General features: G+C 65.8%; 26 protein-coding genes. 16 read left to right on the top strand and 10 right to left on the bottom strand.

Annotated elements, in window-relative coordinates:
- Positions 1-80: 80 nt before the first annotated feature.
- The 6 genes from ABTZ99_RS20355 to ABTZ99_RS20330 form a co-directional block, all read right to left on the bottom strand.
- Entirely contained in the window at positions 81-3,266 is a 3,186-nt protein-coding gene (locus ABTZ99_RS20355) for an LCP family protein (RefSeq protein WP_499612946.1), read from the bottom strand.
- Positions 3,267-3,476: 210 nt separating this feature from the next.
- The gene (locus tag ABTZ99_RS20350) at positions 3,477-4,340 is read right to left on the bottom strand and encodes a GGDEF domain-containing protein (RefSeq protein ID WP_498785640.1); all 864 of its coding nucleotides are present in this window, start codon (positions 4,338-4,340) and stop codon (positions 3,477-3,479) included.
- Positions 4,341-4,520: 180 nt separating this feature from the next.
- On the bottom strand, positions 4,521-4,976 hold the full coding sequence (locus ABTZ99_RS20345; protein WP_499612944.1) for a hypothetical protein: 456 nt from the start codon (positions 4,974-4,976) through the stop codon (positions 4,521-4,523).
- Positions 4,969-6,117, bottom strand: coding sequence for a tRNA dihydrouridine synthase DusB (gene dusB / locus ABTZ99_RS20340; protein WP_498785644.1), 1,149 nt, complete (start codon positions 6,115-6,117; stop codon positions 4,969-4,971). Before dusB ends, ABTZ99_RS20345 begins: the two co-directional genes overlap by 8 nt.
- Positions 6,118-6,160: 43 nt before the next feature.
- Positions 6,161-6,775, bottom strand: a complete 615-nt coding sequence (locus tag ABTZ99_RS20335; protein WP_499612942.1) for a DUF4937 domain-containing protein — start codon at positions 6,773-6,775, stop codon at positions 6,161-6,163.
- A gap of 96 nt (positions 6,776-6,871) precedes the next feature.
- Positions 6,872-7,297: a superoxide dismutase gene (locus tag ABTZ99_RS20330; RefSeq protein ID WP_499612940.1), complete on the bottom strand. Its 426-nt coding sequence runs from the start codon at positions 7,295-7,297 to the stop codon at positions 6,872-6,874.
- Positions 7,298-7,980: 683 nt separating this feature from the next.
- Here ABTZ99_RS20330 and ABTZ99_RS20325 point away from each other — a divergent pair.
- Entirely contained in the window at positions 7,981-9,312 is a 1,332-nt protein-coding gene (locus ABTZ99_RS20325; RefSeq protein ID WP_499612938.1) for a serine/threonine-protein kinase, read from the top strand.
- Positions 9,313-9,368: 56 nt separating this feature from the next.
- Positions 9,369-10,688, top strand: coding sequence for a DNA methyltransferase (locus tag ABTZ99_RS20320; RefSeq protein ID WP_499612936.1), 1,320 nt, complete (start codon positions 9,369-9,371; stop codon positions 10,686-10,688).
- A gap of 12 nt (positions 10,689-10,700) precedes the next feature.
- Here ABTZ99_RS20320 and ABTZ99_RS20315 read toward each other — a convergent pair whose 3' ends face one another.
- Both ABTZ99_RS20315 and ABTZ99_RS20310 read right to left on the bottom strand, forming a co-directional pair.
- Complete coding sequence (locus ABTZ99_RS20315) at positions 10,701-11,717, bottom strand: hypothetical protein (RefSeq protein WP_499612934.1); 1,017 nt, start codon at positions 11,715-11,717, stop codon at positions 10,701-10,703.
- Positions 11,714-14,179: a coiled-coil domain-containing protein gene (locus ABTZ99_RS20310; RefSeq protein WP_499612932.1), complete on the bottom strand. Its 2,466-nt coding sequence runs from the start codon at positions 14,177-14,179 to the stop codon at positions 11,714-11,716. Before ABTZ99_RS20310 ends, ABTZ99_RS20315 begins: the two co-directional genes overlap by 4 nt.
- Positions 14,180-15,276: 1,097 nt before the next feature.
- Between ABTZ99_RS20310 and ABTZ99_RS20305 the strand changes: the two genes are divergently transcribed.
- Entirely contained in the window at positions 15,277-15,924 is a 648-nt protein-coding gene (locus tag ABTZ99_RS20305) for an HAD family hydrolase (RefSeq protein WP_499612930.1), read from the top strand.
- 11 nt (positions 15,925-15,935) lie between these two features.
- Here the strand turns inward: ABTZ99_RS20305 and ABTZ99_RS20300 are convergent, their stop codons facing one another.
- The gene (locus ABTZ99_RS20300) at positions 15,936-17,387 is read right to left on the bottom strand and encodes a helix-turn-helix domain-containing protein (RefSeq protein WP_499612928.1); all 1,452 of its coding nucleotides are present in this window, start codon (positions 17,385-17,387) and stop codon (positions 15,936-15,938) included.
- Between the two features lie 176 nt (positions 17,388-17,563).
- Here ABTZ99_RS20300 and ABTZ99_RS20295 point away from each other — a divergent pair, with 176 nt between their 5' ends.
- Positions 17,564-17,890 (top strand): hypothetical protein, encoded by a 327-nt coding sequence (locus tag ABTZ99_RS20295; RefSeq protein WP_499612926.1) that lies wholly within the window; start codon positions 17,564-17,566, stop codon positions 17,888-17,890.
- Positions 17,887-18,228 carry a hypothetical protein gene (locus ABTZ99_RS20290; RefSeq protein WP_499612924.1) on the top strand — a complete coding sequence of 114 codons (342 nt, stop codon included), beginning with the start codon at positions 17,887-17,889 and terminating at the stop codon, positions 18,226-18,228. Before ABTZ99_RS20295 ends, ABTZ99_RS20290 begins: the two co-directional genes overlap by 4 nt.
- Before the next feature lie 127 nt (positions 18,229-18,355).
- On the opposite strand, the gene ABTZ99_RS20285 is transcribed toward ABTZ99_RS20290, so the two are convergent.
- Complete coding sequence (locus tag ABTZ99_RS20285; protein WP_499612922.1) at positions 18,356-18,754, bottom strand: GntR family transcriptional regulator; 399 nt, start codon at positions 18,752-18,754, stop codon at positions 18,356-18,358.
- 136 nt (positions 18,755-18,890) lie between these two features.
- On the opposite strand from ABTZ99_RS20285, the gene ABTZ99_RS20280 reads away from it, so the two are divergent.
- From ABTZ99_RS20280 to ABTZ99_RS20230, 11 genes are all read left to right on the top strand, one after another.
- Entirely contained in the window at positions 18,891-19,283 is a 393-nt protein-coding gene (locus ABTZ99_RS20280) for a hypothetical protein (RefSeq protein ID WP_360462139.1), read from the top strand.
- Between the two features lie 188 nt (positions 19,284-19,471).
- The gene (locus ABTZ99_RS20275) at positions 19,472-19,870 is read left to right on the top strand and encodes a hypothetical protein (RefSeq protein WP_499612920.1); all 399 of its coding nucleotides are present in this window, start codon (positions 19,472-19,474) and stop codon (positions 19,868-19,870) included.
- A complete protein-coding gene (locus ABTZ99_RS20270) occupies positions 19,845-20,105 on the top strand; it encodes a hypothetical protein (protein WP_498785670.1) in 261 nt (86 codons plus the stop codon). Before ABTZ99_RS20275 ends, ABTZ99_RS20270 begins: the two co-directional genes overlap by 26 nt.
- On the top strand, positions 20,105-20,326 hold the full coding sequence (locus ABTZ99_RS20265) for a hypothetical protein (RefSeq protein WP_499612918.1): 222 nt from the start codon (positions 20,105-20,107) through the stop codon (positions 20,324-20,326). Before ABTZ99_RS20270 ends, ABTZ99_RS20265 begins: the two co-directional genes overlap by 1 nt.
- A gap of 81 nt (positions 20,327-20,407) precedes the next feature.
- A complete protein-coding gene (locus ABTZ99_RS20260; RefSeq protein ID WP_499612916.1) occupies positions 20,408-21,790 on the top strand; it encodes an FtsK/SpoIIIE domain-containing protein in 1,383 nt (460 codons plus the stop codon).
- A 122-nt stretch (positions 21,791-21,912) separates the two neighbouring features.
- Positions 21,913-22,290: a hypothetical protein gene (locus ABTZ99_RS20255; RefSeq protein ID WP_499612914.1), complete on the top strand. Its 378-nt coding sequence runs from the start codon at positions 21,913-21,915 to the stop codon at positions 22,288-22,290.
- Positions 22,291-22,300: 10 nt separating this feature from the next.
- On the top strand, positions 22,301-22,576 hold the full coding sequence (locus tag ABTZ99_RS20250) for a transcriptional regulator (RefSeq protein WP_499612912.1): 276 nt from the start codon (positions 22,301-22,303) through the stop codon (positions 22,574-22,576).
- Positions 22,551-23,318 (top strand): hypothetical protein, encoded by a 768-nt coding sequence (locus ABTZ99_RS20245; RefSeq protein ID WP_499612910.1) that lies wholly within the window; start codon positions 22,551-22,553, stop codon positions 23,316-23,318. The genes ABTZ99_RS20250 and ABTZ99_RS20245 overlap by 26 nt, the downstream gene beginning before the upstream one ends.
- Before the next feature lie 19 nt (positions 23,319-23,337).
- A complete protein-coding gene (locus ABTZ99_RS20240; protein WP_499612908.1) occupies positions 23,338-24,684 on the top strand; it encodes a replication initiator in 1,347 nt (448 codons plus the stop codon).
- Entirely contained in the window at positions 24,681-24,860 is a 180-nt protein-coding gene (locus tag ABTZ99_RS20235; protein ID WP_230566308.1) for a helix-turn-helix domain-containing protein, read from the top strand. Before ABTZ99_RS20240 ends, ABTZ99_RS20235 begins: the two co-directional genes overlap by 4 nt.
- Positions 24,860-26,023 (top strand): tyrosine-type recombinase/integrase, encoded by a 1,164-nt coding sequence (locus tag ABTZ99_RS20230; protein WP_499612906.1) that lies wholly within the window; start codon positions 24,860-24,862, stop codon positions 26,021-26,023. The genes ABTZ99_RS20235 and ABTZ99_RS20230 overlap by 1 nt, the downstream gene beginning before the upstream one ends.
- The last annotated feature ends 8 nt before the right edge of the window (positions 26,024-26,031 follow it).

Genomic DNA, 26,031 nt, shown 5'->3' with positions numbered 1-26,031 from the left:
GGGCGTCAGCCTACGGCGAGGTCATCGCGGTAGCGACCCGCCCCGGTGAACCCAGGGTGAACCCGAGACGTCCAGTCCTGTCAGGCGCAGGGGTCCTTCCCCGCGTTGACCACGTCCAGGTCCTCGGGCGGCGCCGTCTTGCCCGGCTCGGTGCCCGCCGCCTGCGGCGCCCGGACCTCCTCGTCCCAGCCGGGCCCGATCAGCAGCTGCACCGAGCCGCCCATGTTCGCCTGGAACTGCAACGTCGCGCCGGGCACCGAGGACAGCAGCGTCGTCGCCGCGTCCTCCGCGCCGATCCCGTACAGGATCACGGTCTTCTCGGCGCGCGGCGCGTCACCGGCGATGACGACGTCGTAGCCGAGTTCCCGCAGCGCGAGGGTGGTCCGGCGGGACGCGCCGTCGTTGTCCGGGTCGCCGTTGCGCACCTGGACCTTCAGTCCCTTGTGGTCGATGACCTTGCCCTGCTTGGGACCGGCCGGCGGGGTGGAGGTCTGAGTCGCGCCCTGGGCCGCCTGGTTCGGGTCGGCCGGCGTGTCGTCCGGGGTCTCCTCCGGCAGCGGCGTGCCGTCGATGATGGCCTGGAACAGCGCCTTGGTCTCCTCTTCCCGCAACAGCTCCAGGTTGTCGTCGTTGGACTTCGTGGCGCCCTCGGACGTCCGGTGCGGCACGGTGACGAACGTGACCCGGCCGGCTTCCAGGCTCTGCAACGACTGCGCCAGCGTCAGCATGTCGTTCACGCCGATGTTCTGGCCCACGGTGGACGCGGCGAACGCGTTGAGGAAGGCGTTGAGCTTGCCCGGGTTCAGCAGGATCTCCGACGACAACGCCTTGCGCAGCAACGACGACAGGAACTTCTGCTGCCGCGTGACGCGGTCGTAGTCGCCGAGCAGCTCGCCCTCGACCTTGCGGGCGCGCACGTAGTCCAGCGCCTTGTCGCCGTTGACCTCGAACTTGCCCGCCTTGTCGAAGATCAGGCCGAGCTCGTCGTCGTTCATCGGCTTCGGCACGCACACCGGGACGGTGCCGATGGCGTCGACCATGCCCTTGAAGCCGTTGAAGTCGACGCTGATGAAGTGGTTGATCTCCAGGCCGGTCAGCTCGGTCATGAACGCGCTGACGCACTTGGGCCCGCCGATGGCGTACGGCTCGTTGGCCTTCACGTCCTCCTCGGCCTCGAGCATCTCGCCGGTGTACTGGCCGGTGTTCGGATCCCACTTCTCGCACTTGGGCCGCTTGACGAGGAGGTCACGCGGCACGGAGACGACGACCATGCGCTTACGGTCGGCCGGGATGTGCGCGAGCATCAGCACGTCCGAGCGCGCGCCCGCGGTGTCCTCGGAGTTCGGGTCGCCGACGCCGTCCTGGGGCTTCGCGCCCGCACGGGTGTCCGAGCCGACGATGAGGAAGTTCTCGTCGCCGAGCTGCTTCTCCGCCTCGTGCACCGCGGCCGAGTTCGTGTTCAGCGCGTCGATCTCGGTGAACTTGCTGTCGATGTAGAACATCGCGCCCCAGCCGAGGCCGGTGGACACGAACACCAGCACGGCGGCGGCCAGCGCGACGACCTTGACCGCGCGCACGATCTTGCTGTGCTTGGCCGTGCGGCCGCGGCGGCGCGGGCCGTCGTCGTCGGGGTCGTCGACCGGCGAGGCGTACTCGGTGGCGTCCTCGTCGTGCTCGGCCTTCCACGGCATGAGCTTCTGGCGGCGTTCCTTGCGCAGGCGCTCCTGCTCGGCCAGCTCGTCGTGGACGGCGGAGAAGCGGGCCAGCGTGTGGTCGACCTCGCGACGCTTCTTGACGTCGTCGCTGATGGCCTCCATCTCCGTGGTGAGGCTGGCCGGGTCGATGGCCTCGCGCGGCTCCGGGCCCGCGTTGAGGCGGGCGGCGATGACGGGCGGCGCCGGGTCGGGAGCGGCGGGGCCCTCGTCGGCGAACCTCCGGCCGGGCACGTCGCCGACCGGCCGCGGTCCGCTGCCGTCCTCCGCGAGCCGGCGCGGTCCGCTGCCGTCGACCGGCACGACCGGTGGGCCTTCGGCGAGGCGGCGGGGTCCGCTGCCCTCGGGTCGGCGGCCGGGGCGCGGCGCGCCGGTCAGGTCGTGCGGGCCGCTGCCCTCGGCGGGGCGACGGGGTCCGTCGGCCGGGAGGCCGGGACGGGGGCGTTGGCCGGTGTGCTCGCCGGGCCGGGGCCCGTCCGCGAGCCGCCTCGCGATGCCGTCGGCGGGCGCGCCCTCGGCGACGCGGCGTCCGGGCGGTCCTGCTTCCTCGGGCCGCGGCCGGGGACCGCTGCCGTCCGGCAGGCGACGGGGCGCGTCGGGAGCCGGTGGCGGGTTGCCGTCCGCCGGACGTCGTGGCGCGAGGTCTTCGGGTCGCGGTCGAGGTCCGCTGCCGTCGGCGAGGCGGCGGGGCGCGTCGGGGGCCAGGTCTTCGGGGCGGGGGCCGCCGCCGTCCGCCAGGCGCCTGGGTGGTGCGTCGGGGGCGAGCCCTTCGGGCCGTGGCCGCGGTCCGCTGCCGTCGGGGAGCCGTCGACCCGGCGCGGCGCCGGGGAGGTCGGGGCGCGGGCGCCGGCCGGTGCTCTCGGCGGCACGTCGTGGCCCGGCCGGGTCCTGCGGGTGGCCGTTGGCCGGAAAGCGTTTGCCCGGCTCGCCGGGGGGCGCGGGGCGCGGGGCGGCGGGACGTCCCGGGCCGAGGTCGTCCGGTCGGCCGGCGTAACCGTTCGCGGGTCCGGCGGCCGGCGGGGGCGCGGGACGCCCGGGACGTGCCGGGCCGGGCTCGTCGGGACGGCGGCGGGCGCCGGTGTCCTCCGGCACGGGACGCGGCGTCCGGGTGCCGGTGCCGTCGTTCGCGGCGAAGAAGTCGTTCGGGGGCGGCGGTGCGCTCGGGCGGCGGCCGGCGACCGGCGGTGCGCCGTTGGTCGGCCTGGGCCGGGCGCCGGTGTCCTCCGGTGGCGGTGGCGCGTAGTCCGGCGGAGCCTGCCTGCGGGGCGGCTCCGGCGCGGCACGGCGGCCGGTTCCCTCGGGGGCGTGCCTGCCGTTCTGGGGCGGCGTGGGTCTGCGTGGCGGCTCTGGCTCGGGCGCGGCGCGCCTGCCGGTGTCCGACGGACCGGGCGGGACCGGGCGGGGGATGTTCGTGCGGCTGTGCTGTTCCAGCAGGTCGGACACGCTCAGCCCGCCATCGTCCAGCGACCTGCGGCGACGGCCGGTCGGCTGGTCCTCCTGAGGGGCCTGGTCACCTCCGGGTCCGGGGCCGCCACGGCGGGGCTCGTCGGGCACCCGGTCTCCCTTCAGCTTCGGTCATTAGTCGGTCGTCATCACGAGTTGACGACAGCAAGGACACATTGGTTGCACCAACGGCGTGTCACTTGCCTTGGCGATACTACGGATGACGGCCAGTCCTGACGACCACTCCCGGTGATACAGGGGTCGGCAGTACTCGGTTGCGCGCAGCAGACTACGTCCGAAAGGGTGAGTGGACGTGAGGTGTCAGTAACCGGCGACCCGCGATTCGGCTATACCTCGTCGCCCGGAAGCGGCACCCGCCAGGAGGACGCGGCCGTTCTCGCGGTAGGCGACGGCGTTCCGTCCTGACTGCTTGGCGGTGTAGAGCAAGCTGTCCGCGCGCAGGAGTTGCTGCTCCGGGGCGACCGGCGGACGGGTCGGCGCGCCGGCCGGCGGCGGCTCGTAGGCCAAGCCGATGCTGACGGTCACTCGCAAACCGGGCGCGAGGGAAGCCCAGGCGTGACGCTCGACACGCAGCCGGGCCGACTCGGCGATCTCCACGGCCGGCTCGGGCTCGACGTCGGGCAGCACGAGGACGAACTCCTCGCCGCCGTAGCGGGCGCAGAAACCGCCCTCCGGCAGCTCCTCCTGCAACAGCTCGACCACGCGCTGCAACACCCGGTCGCCCAAGAGGTGCCCGAACGTGTCATTCACCTGCTTGAACCAGTCCAGGTCGATCAACGCGATGGCGAGGCCCGCCGCGGTGGAGCCGCGCTCGGCGACCATGTCGAGCAGTCGCTCGTCCAGGTATCTGCGGTTGTAGCTGTCAGTGAGGCTGTCGCGCAGGCTCTGCTCGCGCGCCTCGGCGTGCTCGCGGCGCAGGCGGTCGACCTCCCGGCGCAGCTGCTCGGGCACCTGCGGCGGGTCGTCCTGGTCGGCGTAGACCAGGTCGAACGCCGAGCGCAGGTGCTGGTAGGCCTGCCGCCACTGGCCCCGGGAGGCGAGCAGCGCGGCGATCGACTCGTGCAGTTGCACCAAGCCGGTGCCCTCGCTCTCGGACGCGGGCATGCCTCCTCCGGGCCGGCCGTCGCGGTCGGACTCCGCGACTTCGGGTCGCAGTGCGGTCATCGCGCTCACCTCCCTCCTTGCCAAGGTGTCGTCTGATACGAGGCGACGCTTGAGCCGGCGGGACGCGTCATAGAGGGATTTCCCTCGACTGGTTGACCGTGCACTGCTCCGAACTAGTGGCATTCGGTGATCGAAAAGCCGAGAAGTTCACGGAGCGTGGTCAACCGGGTCGGCGTCACCTCAATTGACGCACGGGGCGAAGCCGTAGGCCTTGCCGTTGAGCAGGACGACGTGCTGCGAGCCGATCTGGCTGCCGATCTCGGAGCCCTCCTGCACGACGGTCAGCGTGACCGCGACGACCAGCACCACGCCGCGCGGGTGCTCGTCCTCGCCGGGCGGCGCCCACGCCGGGTCCAGGCGCAGCGTCGACATGGTCGGCTGCACCTTGATCGTGCCCGCGGGCAGCTCGCAGTCCTCGTCGCGGAAGTCCGGGTGCTGGGTGTCCTTGAGCAGGTCGCGCTGCTCGCTCGTGCCCTGCCCGCCCGCCTCGTTGAGGTCGGCGAAGTAGCCGGACACCAGCTCCCGCTCCACGTCGGTGACCTGGAGCGGACGGGCCACGCCGGTGATCACCGAACCGCAGCCGGCCAGCAGGAGGGCGCACGCCAGCGCCATCGCGGCGCGCACCGCCTCAGCCACCCGAGTGCAGTTCGTCGGCGCCGACGGGCACGGTGACGTCCTCGGGGTCGTCCAGCCAGCCCTCGGGCAGCACGACCTTGCCGGGCGAGCCCTGCCGGCCGCGCGGCTCGTCGGCGTTGTCCGGGAACTCCAGCGTCGGGTCGAGCCTGCCGACCAGGTCGTCCAGCTCGGCGAGGGTGGACACCATGGCGAGGTTGCGCCGCAGCTCCGCGCCGACCGGGAAGCCCTTCAGGTACCAGGCCATGTGCTTGCGCAGGTCACGCAGGCCCTTGTCCTCGCCGAGGAAGTCCGCGAGCAGCGCGCCGTGCCGGCGCAGGATGTCCGCGACCTGGCCCAGGCGCGGCCCCGGTGGGATGGGCTCGCCCCGGAACGCCGCCTGCAGCTCGCCGAACAGCCACGGCCGGCCGAGGCAGCCGCGCCCGACGACGACGCCGTCGCAGCCGGTCCGGGCGACCATGTCCAGGGCGTCCCGGGCGCTGAAGATGTCGCCGTTGCCGAGCACGGGGATGCTGGTCACGGCCTCCTTCAGGCGGGCGATGGCGGACCAGTCGGCCTTGCCGGAGTAGCGCTGGGACGCGGTGCGGGCGTGCAGGGCGACCGCCTGCGCGCCCTCGTCCTCGGCGATGCGGCCCGCGTCGAGGTAGGTGAGGTGCTCGTCGTCGATGCCGATGCGGAACTTCACGGTCACGGGCACACCGGCGGGCTCGGCGGCGCGCACCGCGGCACGCACGATCTGCCGGAACAGCTGCCGCTTGTACGGCAGGGCCGCGCCGCCGCCCTTGCGCGTCACCTTGGGCACCGGGCAGCCGAAGTTCATGTCGATGTGGTCGGCCCGGTCCTCGGCCACGATGATCTTCGCGGCTTCGGACATCGACTTCGGGTCGACGCCGTAGAGCTGCATCGAGCGGGGGCTCTCGTCCGCGCCGAACGTGATCATCTGCATCGTCTTGGCGTCGCGTTCGACGATCGCCCGGGCGGTGATCATCTCGCAGACGTAGAGCGACGTGGGGCTGCCGAACTCGCGGCAGAGCTGCCGGAAGGCCACGTTGGTGATGCCCGCCATGGGTGCGAGCACGACGGCGGGATCGACCGGGTGGCGGCCGATCTTCAGGGGCTTGGTGGCGTGCAGGGCGGTGGACATCGCCGTCCATTGTCGCCCAGCGCTGGTAGTGGTGGGTGCCACATCACCGAATCGCCCTCACCCGCCACCCCTCCTCCAGCTCCAGGACGTGCCCGGTCGTGGACGTGAGGTCGGCGTCCGCGCGGGCGCGGGCGCGCAGCCCGGGCACCTCGGCGGTGTACCGGCGGTGGGTGCGTGCATCGGGCCAGAACGTGGCGACGAGGTGGCGGTCCGCGGACAGGCGCGCGACCACGCCGCCGAGCACGCCCGCCGCCACCATCGCCGGCGCCCACACCTCGCGCTGGACCTCGGTGAAGTGCTGCTGGGCGCCCTCGGCGAGCCGGCAGTCCGCGACGCGCAGCACGGGGCCCTCCAGCGCCTCGGCCACGGTCGCCGCCGTGCCGGGCAGGGTGAGCACCGTCTCACCGACCGCCACCGCGATGTTCCGGTAGCCGCTCGCGTCGGCTACCGCGTCGTGCCGGTCGCGAAGGAACACCTCGTGGCTCGCCGCGTCCGCCCACAGCGCGAGCACGTGCGCGCGGCCCGTTCGCGGGTCCCAACCGCCGACCTGCCCGACCAGCCCGGGCTGGTCGGCGATGACCGTCCACCTCGCTTGGGCCGCGTCGAACACGTCGCGCGATGCCTCCGGCACGTCACAGGTGATCCACTTCGCGAGCACCAACGCCTCCGTCCGTCGAGGCCGTCGATCGTGCGACATCGAGGGCGCTGGAGGTCAAGGGCCGGCGTCCGCGGCGGGATGGGGAGTGCGGCGAGCTCAGAACGGCACGGTGAGGCAGCCGAGCCGGGCGCCCGCCGTGCCGGCGTGACCGGGCTCGGTGTGGGTGTGCTCCTCGTGCAGCACGATCGACCCGGCCCGCCGTTCGCCGAACTGCCACGCCACCCGCGTCATCGCCTCACCACGGCCGTGCCCGTCGGTGGTGAAGTCGAGCCAGATCTCGTTGCGCGGGTTGGCGAACGCGGGATCCGTCGCACCGCCTTGGACGTGCTGGTAGTGCGGTCCGGCATCGGTCGGCTCCGTCCCGCAGGGGTTCACGTGCGCGTGCGCACCGTAGTCGCGGTCCGGCAGCAGACCACTGGCGCGCAGCAGCACGACCGTGCCGCCGTCCCTGGGCGCCACCACGACCTCCGCCCGCGCTCCGGCGGGCACGCGGGGGTCATAGCTGATCAGTTCCCCAGCCACGGTCGTGACCGAAGCCGCAAGGGCGAGTGCCGCTACGAGGTGCATGGCACCTACTTATCGCCCACCCAGGGGCCACGCCAGCGCGATCACCCGTTCCGGTGGCGTCCCACACACATTCGCATTCCGGGCGCAGCACAATGGAAAAGAGTGGGCCGCCAGGGACTCGAACCCTGAACCCGAAGGTCGTGGATCTCACCCGCCCATCGTCTGTTGAAACCTTCCGGCATCAACCACTAGCTGCAAGATTTCCAAAAGCGAACCACCACTGTGGATCGAACGACGTGGTCCTCTGTCGTCGTTACTCGGGGGTAACCGAGGGAGTCGATCTTACCGCCGAAAGATGCCCTCCGCGCCCACAACCATCCACGGTCACTCGCCAACCGCTCGTGGCACTGGCAGAGGACCCCTGCGCAGGATCTGGCAGCACCGCCGCAGCAGGTCCCTGACCTGTGATTCAGCTACTGCTGCACCTGGAGCGCCGCGTTCTGTTCCATATAGGTTCCGTGGATAACGCGACGTCTTCGCCCAGAGCTACAAACGACAAGGCCATCTGCGGCCCTGTCTGATGTCGGCAGAGTGAAGGCGGGCCGTGATCACCGCTGCCTCAAGATCAACACCGATCTTGGGCTGGTTTTACTCGATCTGACGAGTCGATCACAGGGCGGGACGTCTATGCTTGCCCGATGACGGGTGTAGGTGAAACCGTGGATCCACGTGACCTCTATCGCTTGAGTGCCCGCCCGCTTGGCGAAGGAGGCTACGCGCGTGTTTGGCGTGCGCATCACAAAGAGTCAGGTCTGGAGGTCGCGCTTAAACGAGCGTTTCCAAAGCTTGACGCCTATAACCGAATCAAGCGGGAAATTCATGCTCAACAAAGCCTTGCGCACCCCAACATCATGCCCATCCAAGATCATGATCCCGGATTTCGCTGGTACACAATGCCGGTAGCTGAAGGCACTCTTCATACGCTCAGGAATGATCTTGACGAAGAAGTGCTGATGTCCATCCTGCTTAACCTTGCAGATGCACTTGAGGTTGCACACGGTCAAGATTTGATTCATCGGGACATATCTCCGAGCAATATCTTAGCTCTTTCTGGTGGTAGTGCAGGTAAGTTTAGATGGGTGTTGGCCGATTGGGGAATGGTACGACACCCTCCCAGTCTTGTCTCACAGCAGCTCACTCAAACGGGCCAAGGCATGGGTACGCCCGGATTTAACGCTCCCGAACTTGATGATGATCCACGAACTGTCACACCGGCGGTCGATGTTTATAGCTTGGGACGTATCGCCGCGTGGTTCGTGACGGGTAATCGACCAGTGCGTGGACGTCGACTTTTGCCCGACGGCACCATGATTCATTGGCGACCATTTGTCGCGAATTGTACGCATAAAGAAGTGAGTCAGCGAGTCTCGGATATAGCTGGTTTGAGGGACCTGCTGCGACGGGTTATTAGCGAGCGCGAAGAGTCGCCAGAGCGGCGTGCGCGAAACCTCGTCAATGGGTTGTTGAGGGGAGCAACGGAAAATCTCGACTCTTTGATGTCATTAGCGGAGGCGTACGCGAACGACGTTGATCTATATCTTGACCATCTTGCTCGCGTTCCTACAGCAAGCTTGCACGGTTGGGCTGCAAGCGAGCCAGATCGATCCGCTGCGCTTGCTATCACAATGGCTCAGCATGTCGTCGATGGTCCGTGGGGCGACAGGGATCTTCAGTATGTGGGGACACCTTTGGGTTTTGTCCACACCATTTTGCGTGCGATGGTCGATGTGGGCAAATTGGGACTTGCTCAAGATCTCGCCACCCTCTTTTTCACGGCAGACGCGCGTTGGAAGGACGTTGGACAACGGATGCGCACGAGAGACTGGCTGGACGGTCTGGCAGGGCCAGCGACCGCGGTCATGGCGCGAGCCTTGGCTCACTGCGCTGACATGACCGCTGTCTCTGACTACTACACAGAAGGCGGCTGGCGCCCTGCAGCTCCCGTCCTTCAAGCCCTCATGACAGCGTGACAGATAATCGCCTACCGCCGTGGTGGTGACAGGCGTCACCTGGTAAGAATATCCAGGTGGCGGACTCAAGCACTCCCTTGCTCTCACCTGGGCTTCCAGCAGAGCCTGCATCCGGCCGTGGCCGGAGCCATGGCACGAGTGGCACAGAGCCGTTCGACCGATGGTTCCGCTATCCAGCAGGGTTCGCATCGGACTACGTTTCGTTGCTTCTGAAGCATCTCGCTCTGCCGGCCGGCAGTCTAATTATTGACCCGTTCGCCGGATCTGCGGTTACTGGGACCGCTGCACGCAACGCGGGTCTTTCCTTCTTTGGGATTGAAGCGCATCCGCTAATCGCCGAACTCGCAAATTTGAAGCTCAAGAGGCCTCCAGGTTCCCCTGCTGCGCTTCTTCGGGCTATCGACAATGTTGTCAATGTTGCCCGGAATAGAAAAGCCTCCAAATCATTGCTTGATTCAGAAACCGAGCTGGTCCGCCGCTGCTTTTTTCCCGACGTGCTCGCAGACTTGATCTCCATTCGAAATTCGATAATCAGTGGCACAGCGGGGGTTTGGGGAAAGTATGCAAAATGGGCGCTTCTCGCTACGTTGCGCGACGTAGCATCTGTCCGTGTTGGATGGCCCTATCAAAGGCCAGGCCAAGCTCGCCAACCGAGGTACGCTGACCCGTACGCTCGATTCCTGCAACGAGCGAAGGTGATATCTGAAGATATTGGTCTCATAGACTGGAATTCTGGCCTCGACATGCGCGCATACGTGAGTCAAGGCGACTCTCGACAGAAGCGCTCGTGGAAGAATTTGACTTCAGGTGAGGCGCACGGCTGTATTGCGTCACCACCGTATCTAAATAACTTTGATTACGCGGACGCGACACGTCTGGAACTGTACTTCTGGGGCGAGGTTTCGAGCTGGGCCGAGATGGTCACGAATGTACGTTCTGGCATGGTGACTGCCACAACACAGCAGAGTAGCGTAGGTGCCGCTTCGGAGGCTTCTGAGAGGTTGAACAGGTTCGCCGAGGTCGGAGCAGAAGTAAATGAGCTGGTCGATGCCCTGAAAGGGCATCGTACCCGACGCGGGCGAGGAAAAGAGTACGACAGAGTTGTCCCAGACTACTTTGAGGCAATCTCGGAGGTACTCGAAAATCTTGCGACGTCAATGCGCCCTAGTTCCTCCGTTGTATGGCTTGTAGGCGACAGTGCTCCGTACGGTGTCTATATTGATACGCCAGCAATAATTGGCCGGATTGCTGAACAAGTCGGTTTCACTATGGAAAGAGATGAAGTGCTCCGACGTCGCGGCCAACGGTGGGCGACTAACAAGACGCGACACGACGTGCAGCTATCTGAACGTCTCATTCTATTCCGTCGCAATTGATGGGTATGCAAATCATGGCGATCCTTGCTGCCGCGCTGAAGAGAATATTTCTATCAAATGCTGCTTAAGCGTTTGAGTGTCGGCTGCGCGCTCAAATACCATCGACCGATGAGCCAATTGTCCGGCTATGCTGCGAAACTCGCTCACTAGTTGATCGAAGGCCAATGCCAGTTTTTCTTGGCTCAAGCTGGGGCGTCTCGCGAGGTCGTTCGCCAGAAACCGGATGACCTCGTCCCGGTGCTCAGCTGGGACATAGAGACGTTCTCCTTCAGACCTGTTGTCATGCTCCACAGCCAACCGGTGGGCCAATCGGCGCCGCGCCTCACTCAGTGCATAGCCGCCTTTGAGTCGCTGCTCCCCGGCTGATCGCCCTCCGCGACTGCCTGAAATCACGGAGGCAAATCTCTCAGCTCCGGCATGGATCGCTTTATCGATCTGCTCACCTTCGGGAGTGTAGTGATCCCATCGAATAACGGCACGTGCGGGAGAATCAGACCTATTGGCAAGTAGCGCAATTACCAAGCCGACGGAAATCGCCTGAAGAACTTCTGTGCCCCGGCCACTCTGTAGTGCGATGACTTGATTGAGTCGTCCGCGAGACCACCCTCGGTATACCTGGAGCGCCTTTTTCTCGACCGATGATACTTCGGTAGATGGAAAGACTAGGTGTCCTTTGCTGAGGTCCTGACGTTCCAGTAGGGCTATTATTAGACGTCCTTCAACACCAATAATCAGTGTTTTGTCTCCGGCATCCACTAGTAGAGGCTCGCCGTATGGCATCCGCCTCAGTTCGGCTGGTGTTTGCGGCAAATTGCTAAGACGCTCTCTTAGGGTGTGTCCCCTGGCCACGGGGTCGAAGAAGCGCCGGCATCCTTCGAGATCCTCCTCAATTCTGCCTGGGCTTTTACCATACGTCAGACGCCATAGCTCAATTAGGCCTCGCATGAGAGTGGCCGACTCTTGCCCGGTAAGAACAGTCGGCACACCGAATACCTCGCGGACGTTATCTGCTATGTCAAAAAGACTCACGGTAGAAGTTCCTCCGCTATGTAACCGCGCCGCTCGAGGTCGCGGGCACGAGAAAGGCTTCGTTCGTCCGCAGAAGAAGATCGGCTCGGAATGGTTTCGAGCGGAAGAATAACGACAACTTGGTCGCGGTTAGACGTCCGTTGTCGAGTTATGAGGTAGTTGGCTAGGCTGGACATCCGTTCACGATCCAAGTATGCGTTGAATTCATCGAGTGCAATCAGCCGGTTCGCGGGAGGATTCTCGTCCCGATCCAAGCGGGCTACTTGAGCTTGTGTGTATGCGAATGCCTGCTGGCCACTTGAGAATGCCAGCAAGGGGCGCTCATGTGGTTTTCCGTCTACAGTCCAGGTTACTGTTAGATCATCGGCATTCAGCTTGATATTATCGCCGGAATTGAATAGCGCTTCACGTACGAGGTCGTCATCAAACCATTGGCGCACTTCCTCTGAAAGCCAGTGCCGTGTGGCAGCATCAAAATCGTAAGACCGTCCAACGGCTGCGGGGTTGTGTACTCGCATTGCGAGACTTTTTAATGCGGCACCGATACCCTGGACTGCGTGGAAGGTTTTCTCTAGTGAATTTCGGCCACCCTCAATCCGTACTGCAATATCCTGCAGGATCTCAGCCTGTTGTTCTTCGTCTGCGTCGGCACTGCTTTCAATCTGTGGTACGGCTCTACGTAGCCAAGTCAATTCTTCATTGCTGTGCAACCAGTCGAAGGCCGCCGCGATGATTTTTTTGTGCTCAGAAGCTGCGCGTGCTGCTCTCTCGGCTTGGTGGGCACTTTGCGACTCTTGTTTGACCATTTCGTCGAGGTCAGCCCGGGCGGTTTGACTGCGACCTCGGACCCGAGCAGGCTCGACCTCGATCTCAGCGCACAAAGTTGCGAGCGTGTCAGCGAGGGCTTCTTCACTCATGCCACCACCGAGCAGTTCGCGGGCCTGTTCAATACGGGCATGCTCTGCTTGCAGTTGCCGACTTGAGTTATCGACAGCGTTACGACTGGCGATCAGGTCATCAAGTGATTGTGTTCCGGTTCCAGGCAGATTCCTCGCTGCGGTCCCAAGACGACCCTGTGCCTTGGTCAAGCGTTCCTGTGCCTGCGTAACCGTTTGAAGCGCGTCGTCTACATCTGCGAGCATGAGCAGCTGATTCCGAGTGGACTCAATCTCACTTGTTAGTCGTTCGGAATCTGTGGAGGGAGCCTTATTGCGAAGCGACTCAAGCTGGTTTGTGAGTGCAGACCTAAGTTCCGCTACGGTCCATCCGGAATTACCATCTTGCGGCTCAAGCAACTGAGTGTCGTTCAGGCCATCGCGTTCGGCTTCTTCAAGTCGAAGCGTCAGATCTTCGAGGACATCGATTGCCAGGGGCGCGGAATTGATACGTGGAAGAATTTCGGTGAGCGTATTAAGACGTTCCGATGCAGCTTTCCTGCGCTGTTCGAGCGCCTCAGGATTTGGACTAATGCCAGCTTTGGCTGCGCTTCTTTCTAGTGCTGCTTCTGCTTCTCGCAGCGACTGGTCCTGGCGGTCGAGATATTTTTGAGCGAGGTCAAATTCGTGATCTGCTTTCTCGTCACGCTGTTGACGCGCGCTTGCAGTTAAGATTTGGCTATTCAATTGCTCCTTTTTGGTCTCGAATTCCTGCAATTGCGCTTCGAGTTCCTCAAGCTTGGCGTTTAGCTCAGGTCCGCGACCACGTACTTGGTCTAGTTGGTCAGCGATCTCGACTGCTCTTTCGAAAAGGTCGACCCGTCGACGAGCCTCGCTGGCTTTCGTAGATAGCGCGGCGGCTCGCTTCTTGGCTTCTTGTGCTGTCAATACTTCGGAATGCAAGGTTTCTGGCTTGCTATCTGCGATCCGTTTTGCTACCTGCTCAAGCAAGTGGTCGAGGGCTTCTTGCCTTTTTTGACCATGTTCCTCCACCCAGGCCGAGACTTGATTGTAAGCCTCTGTGACACGGTCTTCCAGCGCTTTTAGTGGCGTTTCTGCCACCGAGATGCGATACACCTTGAGTAGCGGTGACACATCGCGTAGCCTCGCCTCTTTTCCGTCAATTCGTACTGCGCCCAAAAGATCGCCTAAGGGCTCTGCTTGTGCTGGCCAGCGTTTTGGTTCAAGAACCCATTCGATCTCGTTGGCGTCATGCAATCCGGTGATATGGATACGCGCGCTAAGTATCTGATTGCGGAAGGTGCGCCAGGATGGATCGTCCTTAGGGAAGGGTTGATCGCCTGTGCAAAGCTGAAGGAGTTTAACGGCATTGGTCTTGCCGATGCCGTTGTACCCTTCGATCTTGCATAGGCTCAAGTCGGGTATCTCTTCGATTATACGAAGTCCGCGGACACACTCGGCCTCGATCTTAATGTGCATCGCTGACCAGCCTTTCCAGAACTGCTGCTGATTCGAACGGATCGGCAGCCAGAGCTTCGAGGACACCGAGGTCGACTTGTGGACCACTCGCCTCCTCACGTGGCAGACCCTGTCGGACAGCCGTGTTGACTTGACGAACCACACTCAGCATCTGCTGTCCGGAGTCCGACACCTGGTGCCTCCCAACGGATCAAGATCCGATCGTGTTGTGATCAGTGATCCTAGCGCATGGTTGCGCCAGGCGAGGTGTAGTTGGAGGTCGCATTGGAACCCGCTTAGTGAACCAAGGCGGACGTGCGCTGGAGTTGAGCGAGCGTTGGGGTCGACCGTCTAGCCTAGCCCGAGCGCAGCTTTGTCGGTTACTTGTCAGGTCAGTGGTACGCCGGGCGTCTTGCGTACCCCATTACTCCGGGGTGGGTCGGCCTGCTGATCAGGTGTTGTGTGCATTCCAACGTCGTAGCACCTTCGGCCGCAGTTGTTCATATCCATGACCGCGGTCGAGTGCCTCGCCGGTTGGTTGGCGGCTTCGACTGTGCTGCGTTTGGGAGTAGGCCCACTTCTCTGCTCGGCAGTGGGCTGGCTAGGCAGGTCTCATCTGTCACAATTTGAAAGTCTCACCCATTGGGGGATGCGCAAGGCGGCATACTTCAAGTTCGAGGGCTTCGTGTCATCCCGTCGACCTGGCCTCCGCCCGACCACGCGTGTCAAGGGGGCTCATTGGGCCACACTGGACGCGGGCGCTGGATCTGCCCCCTTGACACGCGTGGTTGCCCTCGTGGAGGTCGACGGGATGACACGAAACCCGGTCCCCGCTGGTAGGTGAGAAGCGCGGCACATGGCCATCCCGGAGACCTGCCGCGCGGCGAGCGCAGTCCTGTTGTTCTTATTGCGGTCCTTGTGGGGTCGGTCGGCCGCTGTCCCGTCTGGCTGGGTTAGGTCCTGCCTCTCGTCACCGGGCGCGGGTGGGTGGCCGAAGGCCGGGCCCCGCCCGCTTGCCCGAGTGACACAGGGACGGGGCCGTGAAGGCCCTGCCAGACGGGATGGGCAGAGTGCGGCCGAGCGGCCCCGAAGGGGCCGCCTTGATGAAGAAAAGAAACTCTGAACACCGTGGTCAGGCCGAACCAGCAGGCGCTGAGGCTGATGCCACGGTCGCGTGGTGAGCGGCGATGGCGTAGGAGTAGGGCATGGTCGCGGCGGTGGTGTTTGACGTTGGTGAGACGTTGCTGGACGACTCGCGGGAGTGGGGGGCTTGGGCGGACTGGGTTGGGGTGTCTCGGCACACGTTCTCGACGGTGCTAGGGGCGGTGACTGCGGCTGGGCGGGATAACGCGGAGACGTTCCAGTACTTCCGGCCTGGGTTTGATGTGGCCCGTGAACGGCGGTTGCGGGAGGAGGCTGGGGTGGGGGAGCGGATCGAGGAGGGGGATCTGTACCCGGATGTAAGGGTTGGGTTGGGGCGGTTGAGGGAGCTGGGGGTCTGGGTTGGGGTGGCGGGGAACCAGACTGCGCGGGCGGCTGAGTTGCTGCGGGGGTTGAGGTTGCCGGTGGATGGGTTGGCGACGTCTGGTGAGTGGGGTGTGGCCAAGCCTGCGGCGGAGTTCTTTGAGCGGGTGGTGGGGATGACGCCTGCGGCGGTGGCTGGTGATGTGCTCTACGTCGGTGATCACCGGGACAACGATGTGGTGGCGGCGAAGGCTGCCGGGTTGCGTACGGCGCTGATCCGGCGTGGGCCGTGGGGGTACCTGTGGGCGGATGACCCGTTGGTGCGTCGGGATGCTGACTGGGTCATCGACTCACTGCACGACCTGCCGGAACTGCTGGCGAACGGCTGAGACGTAGCCGCTCAGCGAGCGCCCGCCCAGGCGGCCAGGTCGAGTAGGCCGGAGCTGAGTGAAGGGTGGGTGCGGAGCAGCACCGACAGGGCTTGGCGGACCTGTGGGTGGGCGCGGACGTGTTCAGGTGCGGCCTGGCGGGCGGCCTGCAGGCACAGGTAGGCGTCTTCGTGGCGGCCGAGGTCGAGTTGGGCTCGGGCCAGGTCGATGTAGTAGTGCGAGCGGCGCTCGGCGGGTAGTTCGGCGGGCGGGTGCCAGGTGGAGGCTCGTTGGATGCCTGCTGCGTCGCGGAGCTCGGCGGCAACGGCCAGCTCGTGGATGCGCAGAGACGCTGGGCCGAAGGCGGTGCCGTGGTAGATGCCTTCGGGTGCGGCGTGGGCGGCGTAGCGGGCGGTGAGTAGGTGGTCGGCGGCGATGTCGGCTTTGCCTGCTCGGGCGGCGACGACCGCGGCTCGCATGTGGAGTGCGCCGAATGCGGCTGCGGTTGGTGCGTGTTTCAGGTCGCGGGTGGGGAGTTGGTCTGCGGCGTGGTCGAGGGCGCGGGCGGCGGTGTGGAGGTCGCCGCTGGCGAAGAACGTTTCGGTGCGCACGTACGCGACTGCTGCGGGGAGGAGTGCGTTGTCGGACTCGTTGGCTGTCGCGCGCATGAGGTCGATGAGGCGGGCCGACAGGTCGAAGTAGCGGTACTTGTAGGCCACGCCGTCGGCGGCGCGTAGGGCCAGGGTCAGCAGGGATGCGATGTGACGGCGGTCTGCTGGGGCGAGGAGTTGGCGGGCTCGGGCCAGTTCGCCGATCAGGGCGGGTAGGTGGCGGACGAGTTCGCCGTAGCGGGCTTCGAGGCGGTGCTCGTTCATGCGGGCGACGTCGGCGGCCAGCTCGGGGAGGCTTCGGGTGGGGCCGTCGTCGGGTAGGTCGAGGATGTCGAGCGCGCGGCGTAGCCGTGGGATGCCCACTTGCACGATGTCCAGCTCTTGGGCGGGCTGGGGCGGTGGTGGTTGGTCGACCGGCGCCCATGACTGGTGGGGCGAGTAGACCGGGCTCGGGTCGACGGTGCGGCTGGCGTAGAGGTTGCGGACGTCGTGGACTTCGCGCGCAGTGCCGTCGAACCAGCGCAGGTGGCGCGGGACGTGGAGGGCGTCGCACCAGCGTTCGAGGCGTTCGAGGTCGGTGACCGGGCGGCGGGAGCGTTCGACTTCGCTGACGCGGCCTTGGGTGAGTTCGAGCCAGGCGGCGAGGGTGGCTTGTGGGACGGTCGGGTTCTGTGCCTGGCGGTAGGCGCGGAAGACCTGGCCGATGTTGCGTGACTCGAATGCCTCGCGGAGGGTGGGCTTGGCCCAGAACTCCGGCGGCAGTGTCGGGGCGCGGAGTGTAGAAGCCGCGGTGCACCGGCCACAGTGTTCGCCCCGGTTGTCACTGGCCAGCAAGGTGTCACACGTGCGGCAGCGTCGCTTGGACGTGGTCACGTGGCCGTTCACCCCCTGGTCGAGCTGTGCCTACTTCGGAGTGTAACTCGGTGATTACTGCGCTGACCTGCGCTTAGTGGTGACGGCGATATCCGATCAGCCATTGGTATGGGATCGGTCTTCCTTCCGCGTGAATCTGGTCGAGTAAGTCCCAGGTGTACACGGAGGTCGAACCGATGGGGATGTACTTGCTCCTCCAGCCGGAGGAGGACGCCGAGTCGGCGTTGGTGGAACGGGCACAGGGACATCCGTCCCTGGTGATCTCGTCCGGTGACGCGCGGCTGACTGTGCAGATCGCCGGGCGTGAGGGTGGGGCGCAGCTCGCGATCAGCTTCGCGCGTGAGCTGGCGGAGTCGGCCACGCAGTTCGCCGACCGCTGCGAAGCGCTCACCAAGCTCGCACCGCTCGACTTCGAGCACTTGAGCGCCCTGGTGAACACGACTCCCGACGAGGTGAACGCGCTGACGGCTTCGAAGCGTGAGGCCGGGGAGGTCGACCAGTGAACGAGGTCGAGAACCTGAAGCCGTTGTGCGGTGAAGTGGAGTTCGCGGGGCTGCTGGACACGATGGTGACGACGGCTCCGCCGCGAGTGTTCGCCGTGGTGCAGGAGTTCGGCGAACGCGTGGACGCGTGGGTCGCCGCGTGGGGCTTTGCGTTCGAAGACCGTGCGGAGGTCTTCGCAGTGGATGACCACTCCCGCATGAGTCTCGGCAAGCCCGAGAACGCGTTGCACCTGTTCAGCAGCAAGCGCCACCAGCTGAGGGCACGACTGGTCTGGCTGCCCGACGTCGGCGAGCGTCCGAAGCCGGAGACGGCGGAGGTGGCTACCTGCTCGGTGTAGCGGTCGAGGTCCGGGTTCTGCGGGGAACGGCAAGGGGGCGTGGTGTCTGAAGAGGACGACTGGACGGCGGAGGACTGGCGGGATCTCCACGCCCAAGCCTCCGAAATCCTGGTGCGCCTGGAAGAACTCAGTGATCGGCTGAGTCGGGTCGAGGCTCGTCTGGCGTGGTCCCGAAAACCTCAGTCTCGACAGCGGCGACGCGCCGGCTGAGGTCGTCCAGGACCGAGTTGATGCGGTCGAACATCTGCCGAAGCTCATGCGGTGAGGGCACGTCGTCCCCCGCATGGGCTTCGGGCTTCTTCACCACGATGGTGCCCTCGCCTTGGCGGGAGATGACCAGTCCTTCGTTGCGGAGCTGGTCCAGCGCCTTCTGCAACGTCATCACGGCACGGCCGTACTTGGTCTGAAGCTCGGTCAGGGACGGGAGCTTGTCGCCGATCTCGACCTCGTCGGACGCGATGTAGTGGCGCAGGTCGTCTGCGATCTGCTGGTACGCAGGTCTGCGGTCGGTTGCGTCGGGGCGCATGGACAGACTGTAGCGATAGAGCTAGCACTGCTGGAAGTCACTCGATCGGCCTAGTGTCTCTTATAGCTCTACTAGCTATGTTGGTTGTAGCGACAGGGCGGCAACGGGTCGTCCGGGGAATTGGAGGTACCGCGAGATGGCGCTTCAGGACCTGCCGGTGATGCTGAACGGCTACCGGCTCATGATCACGGAGGCTCCCGCCGCGAAGATGCGCGAAGCCGACGACGGCACGGTCACGCCGGTGGTCGACCGCACGTCGGGTGAGGTGCAGTACGTGGTGACGTTGTTCGCCAAGCCGTTGCCGGTGGAGGGTCGCAAGGCGGGCAAGGGCGAGGAGATCCGCGTCAACCTGCCCGGCGACCCCGGTGAGGGGTTCGAAGAGGGCATGTACGTCGAGCTGGTCAACGCGGTGGTGAACACCTACGAGATCCCGGACCGTGTGGACCCGCGCAAGATCGCCTCGGCCGGTCTGTGGTTCAAGGCGGCCGGTCTGAAGCCTGTGGCGCGACCGGTGCGCAGCGCGGCCTGATCATCGCGCCCGCGCTCTGACTATTTCGAAGCTCCTGCCCGGGGCTGCCTGATCTTTGTCAATTCCACAGTGGGTAGAGCCATGCCTGAATCCGGCGCTCGCACGATGAGCGCCGGGGTTTTCGGTGAGCCCGGAGTCGGCTTCGTCGGTTCCGGGTTCGCCGTGGTCCCCGATATCGGAGGTGGGTTGTGCTCGAAGTCAACGATTATCCGGTCAAGGTCAATGTCGAGCCTCCGGAAGGAACGGAGTTGAAGGAAGCGATGACCGCGCTCGGCCGGATCTGTTCGCAGGGTGACGGCTACGTGCTGACCGTGCGCTCTCGGCGGGTGTTCCGTGCTGTCGGGTCGCGCGGGATGCGCCGGTCGGCGGCGTGGGAGACGGCGGCGGTTCACCGGCTGGGCAACCTCGCCTTGATCTTCCCGGTGCCGGAGCCGGTGGTCCTGCGGACAGGAGCCGTGCGCGCGCCCGTGAACCTGCTGCTCCCTACGCAGTTGGGGTTCGAGGTGGCGGAAGCGTGGCGCGAGCTGGCGGGGTCGGCTGCGCACGAGGAGGGGGGTGTGGATGGCAGGACAGAACAAGCGAGCTGAGGAGCGGTACGCGAACCTCGTCAACGCGATCGACTTCGTCACGGAGCAGTTCGGCCCGTTGGACAGGCTGATCGCCAAGATGCGGGAGAACCCTTCTCCGCCGGGTTCGTGGCGGGTCACGCCGCCTGACGAGTTGAAGAGGTTGCTCGCCACGGTTCAGCAGAGCCTGACGAACTTGAAAGACCAAGCGGCCCGTTATGAGACCGAGCTGAAGACTCAGGAGTGGAAGGTCTGATGTCACAGGAACTGACCACGGCTTTGGAATGCCTGGACAAGTCCATGCGGCAACTGCGCCTGGCCATGCTGGACGTCCCGTATCGGCGGGAGGGGTTCAAGAGCCAGCACAACACGTTCGTGCGGTCGGTCGCGGTTCTGCGGACCTCGTTGTCCTACTCGCGATCGCAACTCGAACCGGCGTCCGCTCGTCGGCGTCGGCGGGGCAGTCCGCGCAAGTAGCGCATCTCCATGTCACGGCAACGGCCGATCACTGCTTCCCGGTGGTCGGCCGTTGCCGTGCCTGACAGAAGGGAACGAAGTATGTCGCAGACGACTACGGGCGCGTCCCGTCGTTCAGTTGGGTGGGAGTTCCGCACGGCGAGGTGGTTCGTTCGCCATCCCGGTGCGGTGGTTGGTCCTGGCGCGCTCGGGGCCTCGGCGGTCGAGTTCGGGCCTGAGGTGACCAGCGGCGTTGTCGGTGGCCTGGCGGTGGGCACCGCGGCTTGGTATCGGGCGCATCCGGACACGTTCGATACGTGGGCCGCGCCGGTGTTGCGAGCGTGGCGGCGTCGGTGGGCTGGTGCCTACACCGGTCGCCGTTGGGTGAACCTGATGGGCTCGTGTGGGTTGACCACGGTGCACTACCGGACCGGGGAGGTCCTGGTGCCGCGTGTGCTGCGGGTGCGGTCCTGGTCTCCGTCCATTGACGTGGTGCGGGTGCGGTTGGTGCCTGGTCAGGCGTTGCGGGCGTTCTCGGCGGTGTTGCCGGAGTTGGCGGCGACGCTCAAGGCCGAGCGGGCCGCGGTCGAGCAAGGCAAGCCCGGTGAGGTCGTGCTGATCGTCCAGCGCGATGAGCCGTTCGACCGTGTGATTCCGGCACCCGCCATGCCTGAGTCCTCCGACGCGGTGAACTTGCGGTCGCTGTGTCTGGGGGAGACGGAGCTGGGCGGGGAGTGGCGTGAGCCGCTGATCGGCACCCATCACCTGACGGCCGGTGCTACTGGTGCGGGCAAGAACTCGGTCGTCATGGCGAAGTTGCGGGCCGTTGCACCGATGATCCGTGACGGGCTGGTGCGGCCGTGGGTGTGTGACCCGAAGCTGTTCGAGTTCGTGGCGCTCAAGCCGATCCTCTATGGCCGGTACGCGGACAACCCGGAGGACTGCGCCGAGTTGATCGAGCGGTTCGTGGACAACATGGGCCGCAAGCAGAAGCGGTTGCAGCGCAAGGGGAAGCGCTCGGTTCCGGTGTCGCGTGAGCACCCGGTGGACTGGCTGATCCTCGATGAGGTCGGCTTCCTGATGTCCTACAACTCGGAGTACGCGCACGAGATCACCAACGCCTGCGCCGTCATCTCCTCGATGGGCCGCGCGACCAATGACGTGCTCGACGTGTACGTGCAGGAGCCGTCGAAGGACGTGCTCCCGATCCGCGACTTGCTCCCGCACCGGGTCTGCCTGCGGGTGACCTCGGAGCGGCACCCGGACATGGTGCTCGGTGAGGGTGCCCGTGAGCGTGGCGCGATTGCCGACGAGATCCCGGCCGACCCGTCCAGCGCCGGTATCGGCTACCGCGTCGACCCGCGTTCCCGCACGCCTCGCCGAGTGCGCGCGGCCTACACCAGCGACCACGACATTGACGAGTTGGTCGCGTTCGTCAAGGCCGGTCCGACCGACTCCGGTTCGGGCCTGCGCGTCGTCGCCTGACCTCATCACTTACTGACTTACGGAGCTTTGCCATGCCTTCGAACAGCTCTCGTTCGCTGGACCGGATCATCCGCACCTTGCGGTCGCTCATGCGGTCTACGGGCCTGCCTCGACCGGACCGCTTGCTCATCTCGACCGTGTCCGGCTCGGTGCACGTCGAGTTCACTTCCGGTTCGGCACCTGACCGCCTGGCGGCGCTGCTGCTGTGGGTCTCGCGCTTGGACGGCGTGACGCTCACGTGGACGCTGCGCCCTGACCACACGTTGAGCGTGGCGGCGACTGCCCGGAACGGCGCGGGCTTGGCGTTTGGCCTGACCGCTTCGGCTCCCGTCTCCAGTCTCGGGGCCGCCACGGCTGGGCAGTCCGCGGTGACCCTCGGCCCGTTCCGGCTGGTTCCACTCGTGGTCGAGCCGGTCACATTCGAAGAGGTCGCCCGCCTGGTCCACCTCGGCCGCGCGGTGGCAGCTCGTCGCCGCGTGGCCGGGGCAACGGCTGCGTGAGCGGGCGACCATGCCGCACACGATCAAGTTACGGCGCGACGTGTTCGCCAAGGCCGCTCGGCTTGCCGGTTTCCGGTCGGCGTACGCCCTCGCCAAGGCAATGGACGTCAACCGCTCCACGGTGGCTCGTGTGCTGGCCGGTGACTTGCAGACCGGACCCGCGTTCATTGCCGGGGCGCTGCTCGCGCTTACTCCGATGCAGTTCCACGACCTGTTCGACATCGTCCCGGACCAGCGGCGGAGCCCTGAGGAGGTGAGCCGTGTTCCGCAAGCACAGGACCGATGACCAGGGCGAAACGCGCACCGTGCAGAGGCTGCGCGCCCGTCTCGCCGAGTCCCACCAGCTGCACGACCTGACGTCGGACCCGCTGTTGCACGCGGTCCGCCTGGAGCGCTTCCGCGTCTCGGTTACCCGCTCCATGTGGTTCTTCCTAGCCCTGGGCCTGGGCTTCACCACCACCGGAGTGCACGAGTTCCTAGCCGGACACCTGACACCAGTCGCCGCGCTGTGGTGGGGCGCGTGGCTGGTCGAACCGGCCTTGGCGGGCATCCTCGTCACGCTCCTGCGCTGGGAAGCCGAGATGCTGTCCCACGGCCAGGACGTCGACGCCGCCCCGGTCGTCTGGCTCAAGCGGCTCCTGCTCGGCGCGACCCTGGTCACCAACGTGTGGTCATCGCTGCGCCCGCCGTCCGGCCAGGTCGAGTACGGCGTGGTCTTCCTCCACATCGTGGTGCCGCTGGTCGTGTTCCTGATCGCTGAGGTCATGCCGGTCATCCAGCACCGCTGCAACACCGCCCGTGACCGGGTGATGGCCACTGCGGCACCAACTTCGACCACCGCCACCACGGCCCTCAGTGCGCCGCGTACGGCGCTCAAGCTCCCGTCCCACCTGCAAGCCGTCCTCGGCACCAAAGCCGCTGAAGTCCGCGAACAGGGCCGCGCCATCACTCCGGCCGACGTGCAGGCCGCGGTGAACGTCCCTGACGCCTTCGCGGCCCAGCTCGCCGACCAGCTCAACGCCGCCTGACCACGGAAAGGAGGAGCCTTTGGTCCTCGCACTCGAAGATCGCATCGCCGACCGGGTCCAACGGGCCGACTACCGGGACTGGCGCGACAAGGTCACCGCCACCGGCGGATGCCTCGCACCGATCCGCCTGTTCGGAGCCTGGCAACTCCACAACCTCGACAGTACGAAAGTCCTCGCCCGGCTCGGAGGCGACGTCATGGTGCCATGCGGCAACCGCCGCGCCTCCGTCTGCCCGTCCTGCTCCGACCGGTACGCGGCCGACGCCTTCCACCTCATGCGAGCGGGCCTGTCCGGCGGCAGTAAGGGTGTCTCTGAGACCGTCGCAGAGAAGCCGCGAGTGTTCGCCACCCTGACCGCCCCATCCTTCGGCGCGGTCCACAACCGGCGCACGACCGCTGGCGGCAAGGCGCGGCCGTGTACGGGGTGCGGGGCCTTTCACCATCCCGATGACCCTCGCATCGGTGGCGCGGTCGATCCGGATAGTTATGACTACGTCGGAGCGGTGTTGTGGCAGGCGCACGCCGGGAAGCTGTGGCACCGGTTCACGATCGCGCTGCGGCGGGCGCTGGCTCGTGCGGCTGGGCTGACGGTGCGGGACTTCAAGAACCACGCGCGGCTGTCGTACGCCAAGGTCGCCGAGTACCAGCGACGCGGCCTGGTCCACTTCCACGCCGTCATCCGCATCGACGGCCCAGACGGCTCGCACGACCCGGCGCCCTCGTGGGCAACCGTGGACTTGGTCGACCAAGCGGTTCGGGCTGCTGCTCGCTCCGTGTTGGTCGAGTCCTTTCGGCCGGACGGCACGGTGCTCGACCTGGTCTGGGGTGAACAGGTCGACGTGCGCCCCATCCGGGCCGCCTCGGCGCACCAGGTCGAGGACGACGCCGGGGCGGTCAGTGACGGCAAGCTCGCGGCCTACGTGGCCAAGTACGCGACCAAGGGCACAGGAGCGCGTGACACGCCTGACCGGCCGATCCGGTCGCAGCTCGACATCGACCACCTGAGGGTCTCCGACCACCACCGACGCATGATCCAGACCGCGTGGGACCTCGGTGACCTGCACTTCTACGACGAGCTGAACCTGCGGAAGTGGGCGCACATGCTCGGCTTTCGGGGCCACTTCCTGACCAAGTCCAAGCACTACTCGACCACCTTCAAGCGCATCCGCGAGGACCGGCGGGCCTTCCGAGCGGCCGAAACCCTCGACCGGCTCGGCCTGGCCGCCGAGGAGGTGATCGTCGTCAACGACTGGGCGTATGCGGGCTCCGGCTACGCCAACGACGCAGAGCGCGAACTGGCCTCCGGCATCGCCGAACGCCTCCGCGCACAACGCCAACGCCAATACACAGAGGAGGACGCAGCGTGAACGAAATCTGGGACATCGAGCAGGTGGCGGCCTACCTCCGCATCCCGGTCAACACCATCTACCAGTGGCGGACCAGGAAGTACGGCCCTCCCGGTCGGCGGGTCGGCAAGCACCTGCGCTTCAACTCGGCCGACGTCAAGGCGTGGTTCGAGTCGCTGCCGACCGAGGCGGCCTGATGGGCAGACGTCCGATGCCGGTCGGTACCTACGGCAAGATCAGGGTCGAGACGCTCGGCCCGAAGCGGTACCGGGCTCGTTGTCGGTACCGCGACTTCAACGGCAAGGTCTACGACGTCGAGCGCATGGGCACCAGCCGCACGAACGCCGAGAACAACCTCAAGGCGGCTATCCGCGACTGGGTGACACCCGTAGCGGGAGCGACCGTCACGGCAAGCACGAAGTTCCGCGACGTCGCTGCCCGGTGGCTGGCCGAGCTAGTCCGCGACGCCGAACGGGAGTTCCGCTCCTGGGGCACGGTCGACACGTACCGCAACCGGCTCGAAGGGCTCGTGCTCCCCGCAGTGGGAGACCTGCGGATGAACGAGCTGTCCACGCCGATCCTGGACGCCCTGTGCAAGAAGGTCCGGGACAACTCCAGCGCCAGCTCGGCGAAGACGGTCAGGGCCGTTCTGAGCGGCGTCTGTGCCTACGCAGTCCAGCATGGGGCGCTTGAGGCCAATCCGGCGCGGGAGATCACTCGCCTGGAGAGCAAGCGGGCGAAGAACAGGCCGCAGAAGTCGCGGGCGTTGACCGCGGTGGAGGTGCTCGATCTGCTCAAGAAGCTGGATCAGGACGAGCGGGCGGTGAAGGACGATCTGCCGGACCTGATCAGGTTCTTCCTGGCGACCGGGGAACGGACGGGGGAGGCGCTGGGTGCGCACTGGCCGGACTTCAACGAAGAGGCACGGGAGCTGGCGATGTCCGGCAACGTCATCCGGGCGCGTGGGCGAGGGCGTGTCGTGAATCGGGGCAAGACGGAGAACGCCGAGCGACCGATTCCACTGCCGGATTGGTGTGTGGCCATGTTGGTGGAAAGGCGGGACAAGGCGGCCGACCTCGGCGGTCCGATCTTCCCCAGTTCGACCGGCACGATCCGTGAAGCAACTAACGTCCGCAATCGCGCCTGGAAGCCGTTCATCCCCCGAGCGGGCTACGAATGGGTGACTTTCCGAACCTTTCGGAGGACCGTCGCGACGCTGCTCGATGAGGCAGGCTTGACGGCGAGGCAGATCGCCGACCTGCTCGGTCACTCCCGGCCGTCGATGACGCAGGACGTGTACATGGGCCGCAGGTCACCCGGTCGGGCGGCGGCGGACGCGCTCGGGGCGGTCATCCGGTAAGTGAGGGG

Origin of the sequence: Actinosynnema sp. NPDC002837, from assembly GCF_040295345.1 — a bacterium.
Taxonomy (GTDB): domain Bacteria; phylum Actinomycetota; class Actinomycetes; order Mycobacteriales; family Pseudonocardiaceae; genus Actinosynnema.
The sequence above is the reverse complement of the archived record's forward strand: the minus strand, read 5'-3'. Positions and strand labels throughout refer to the sequence as shown.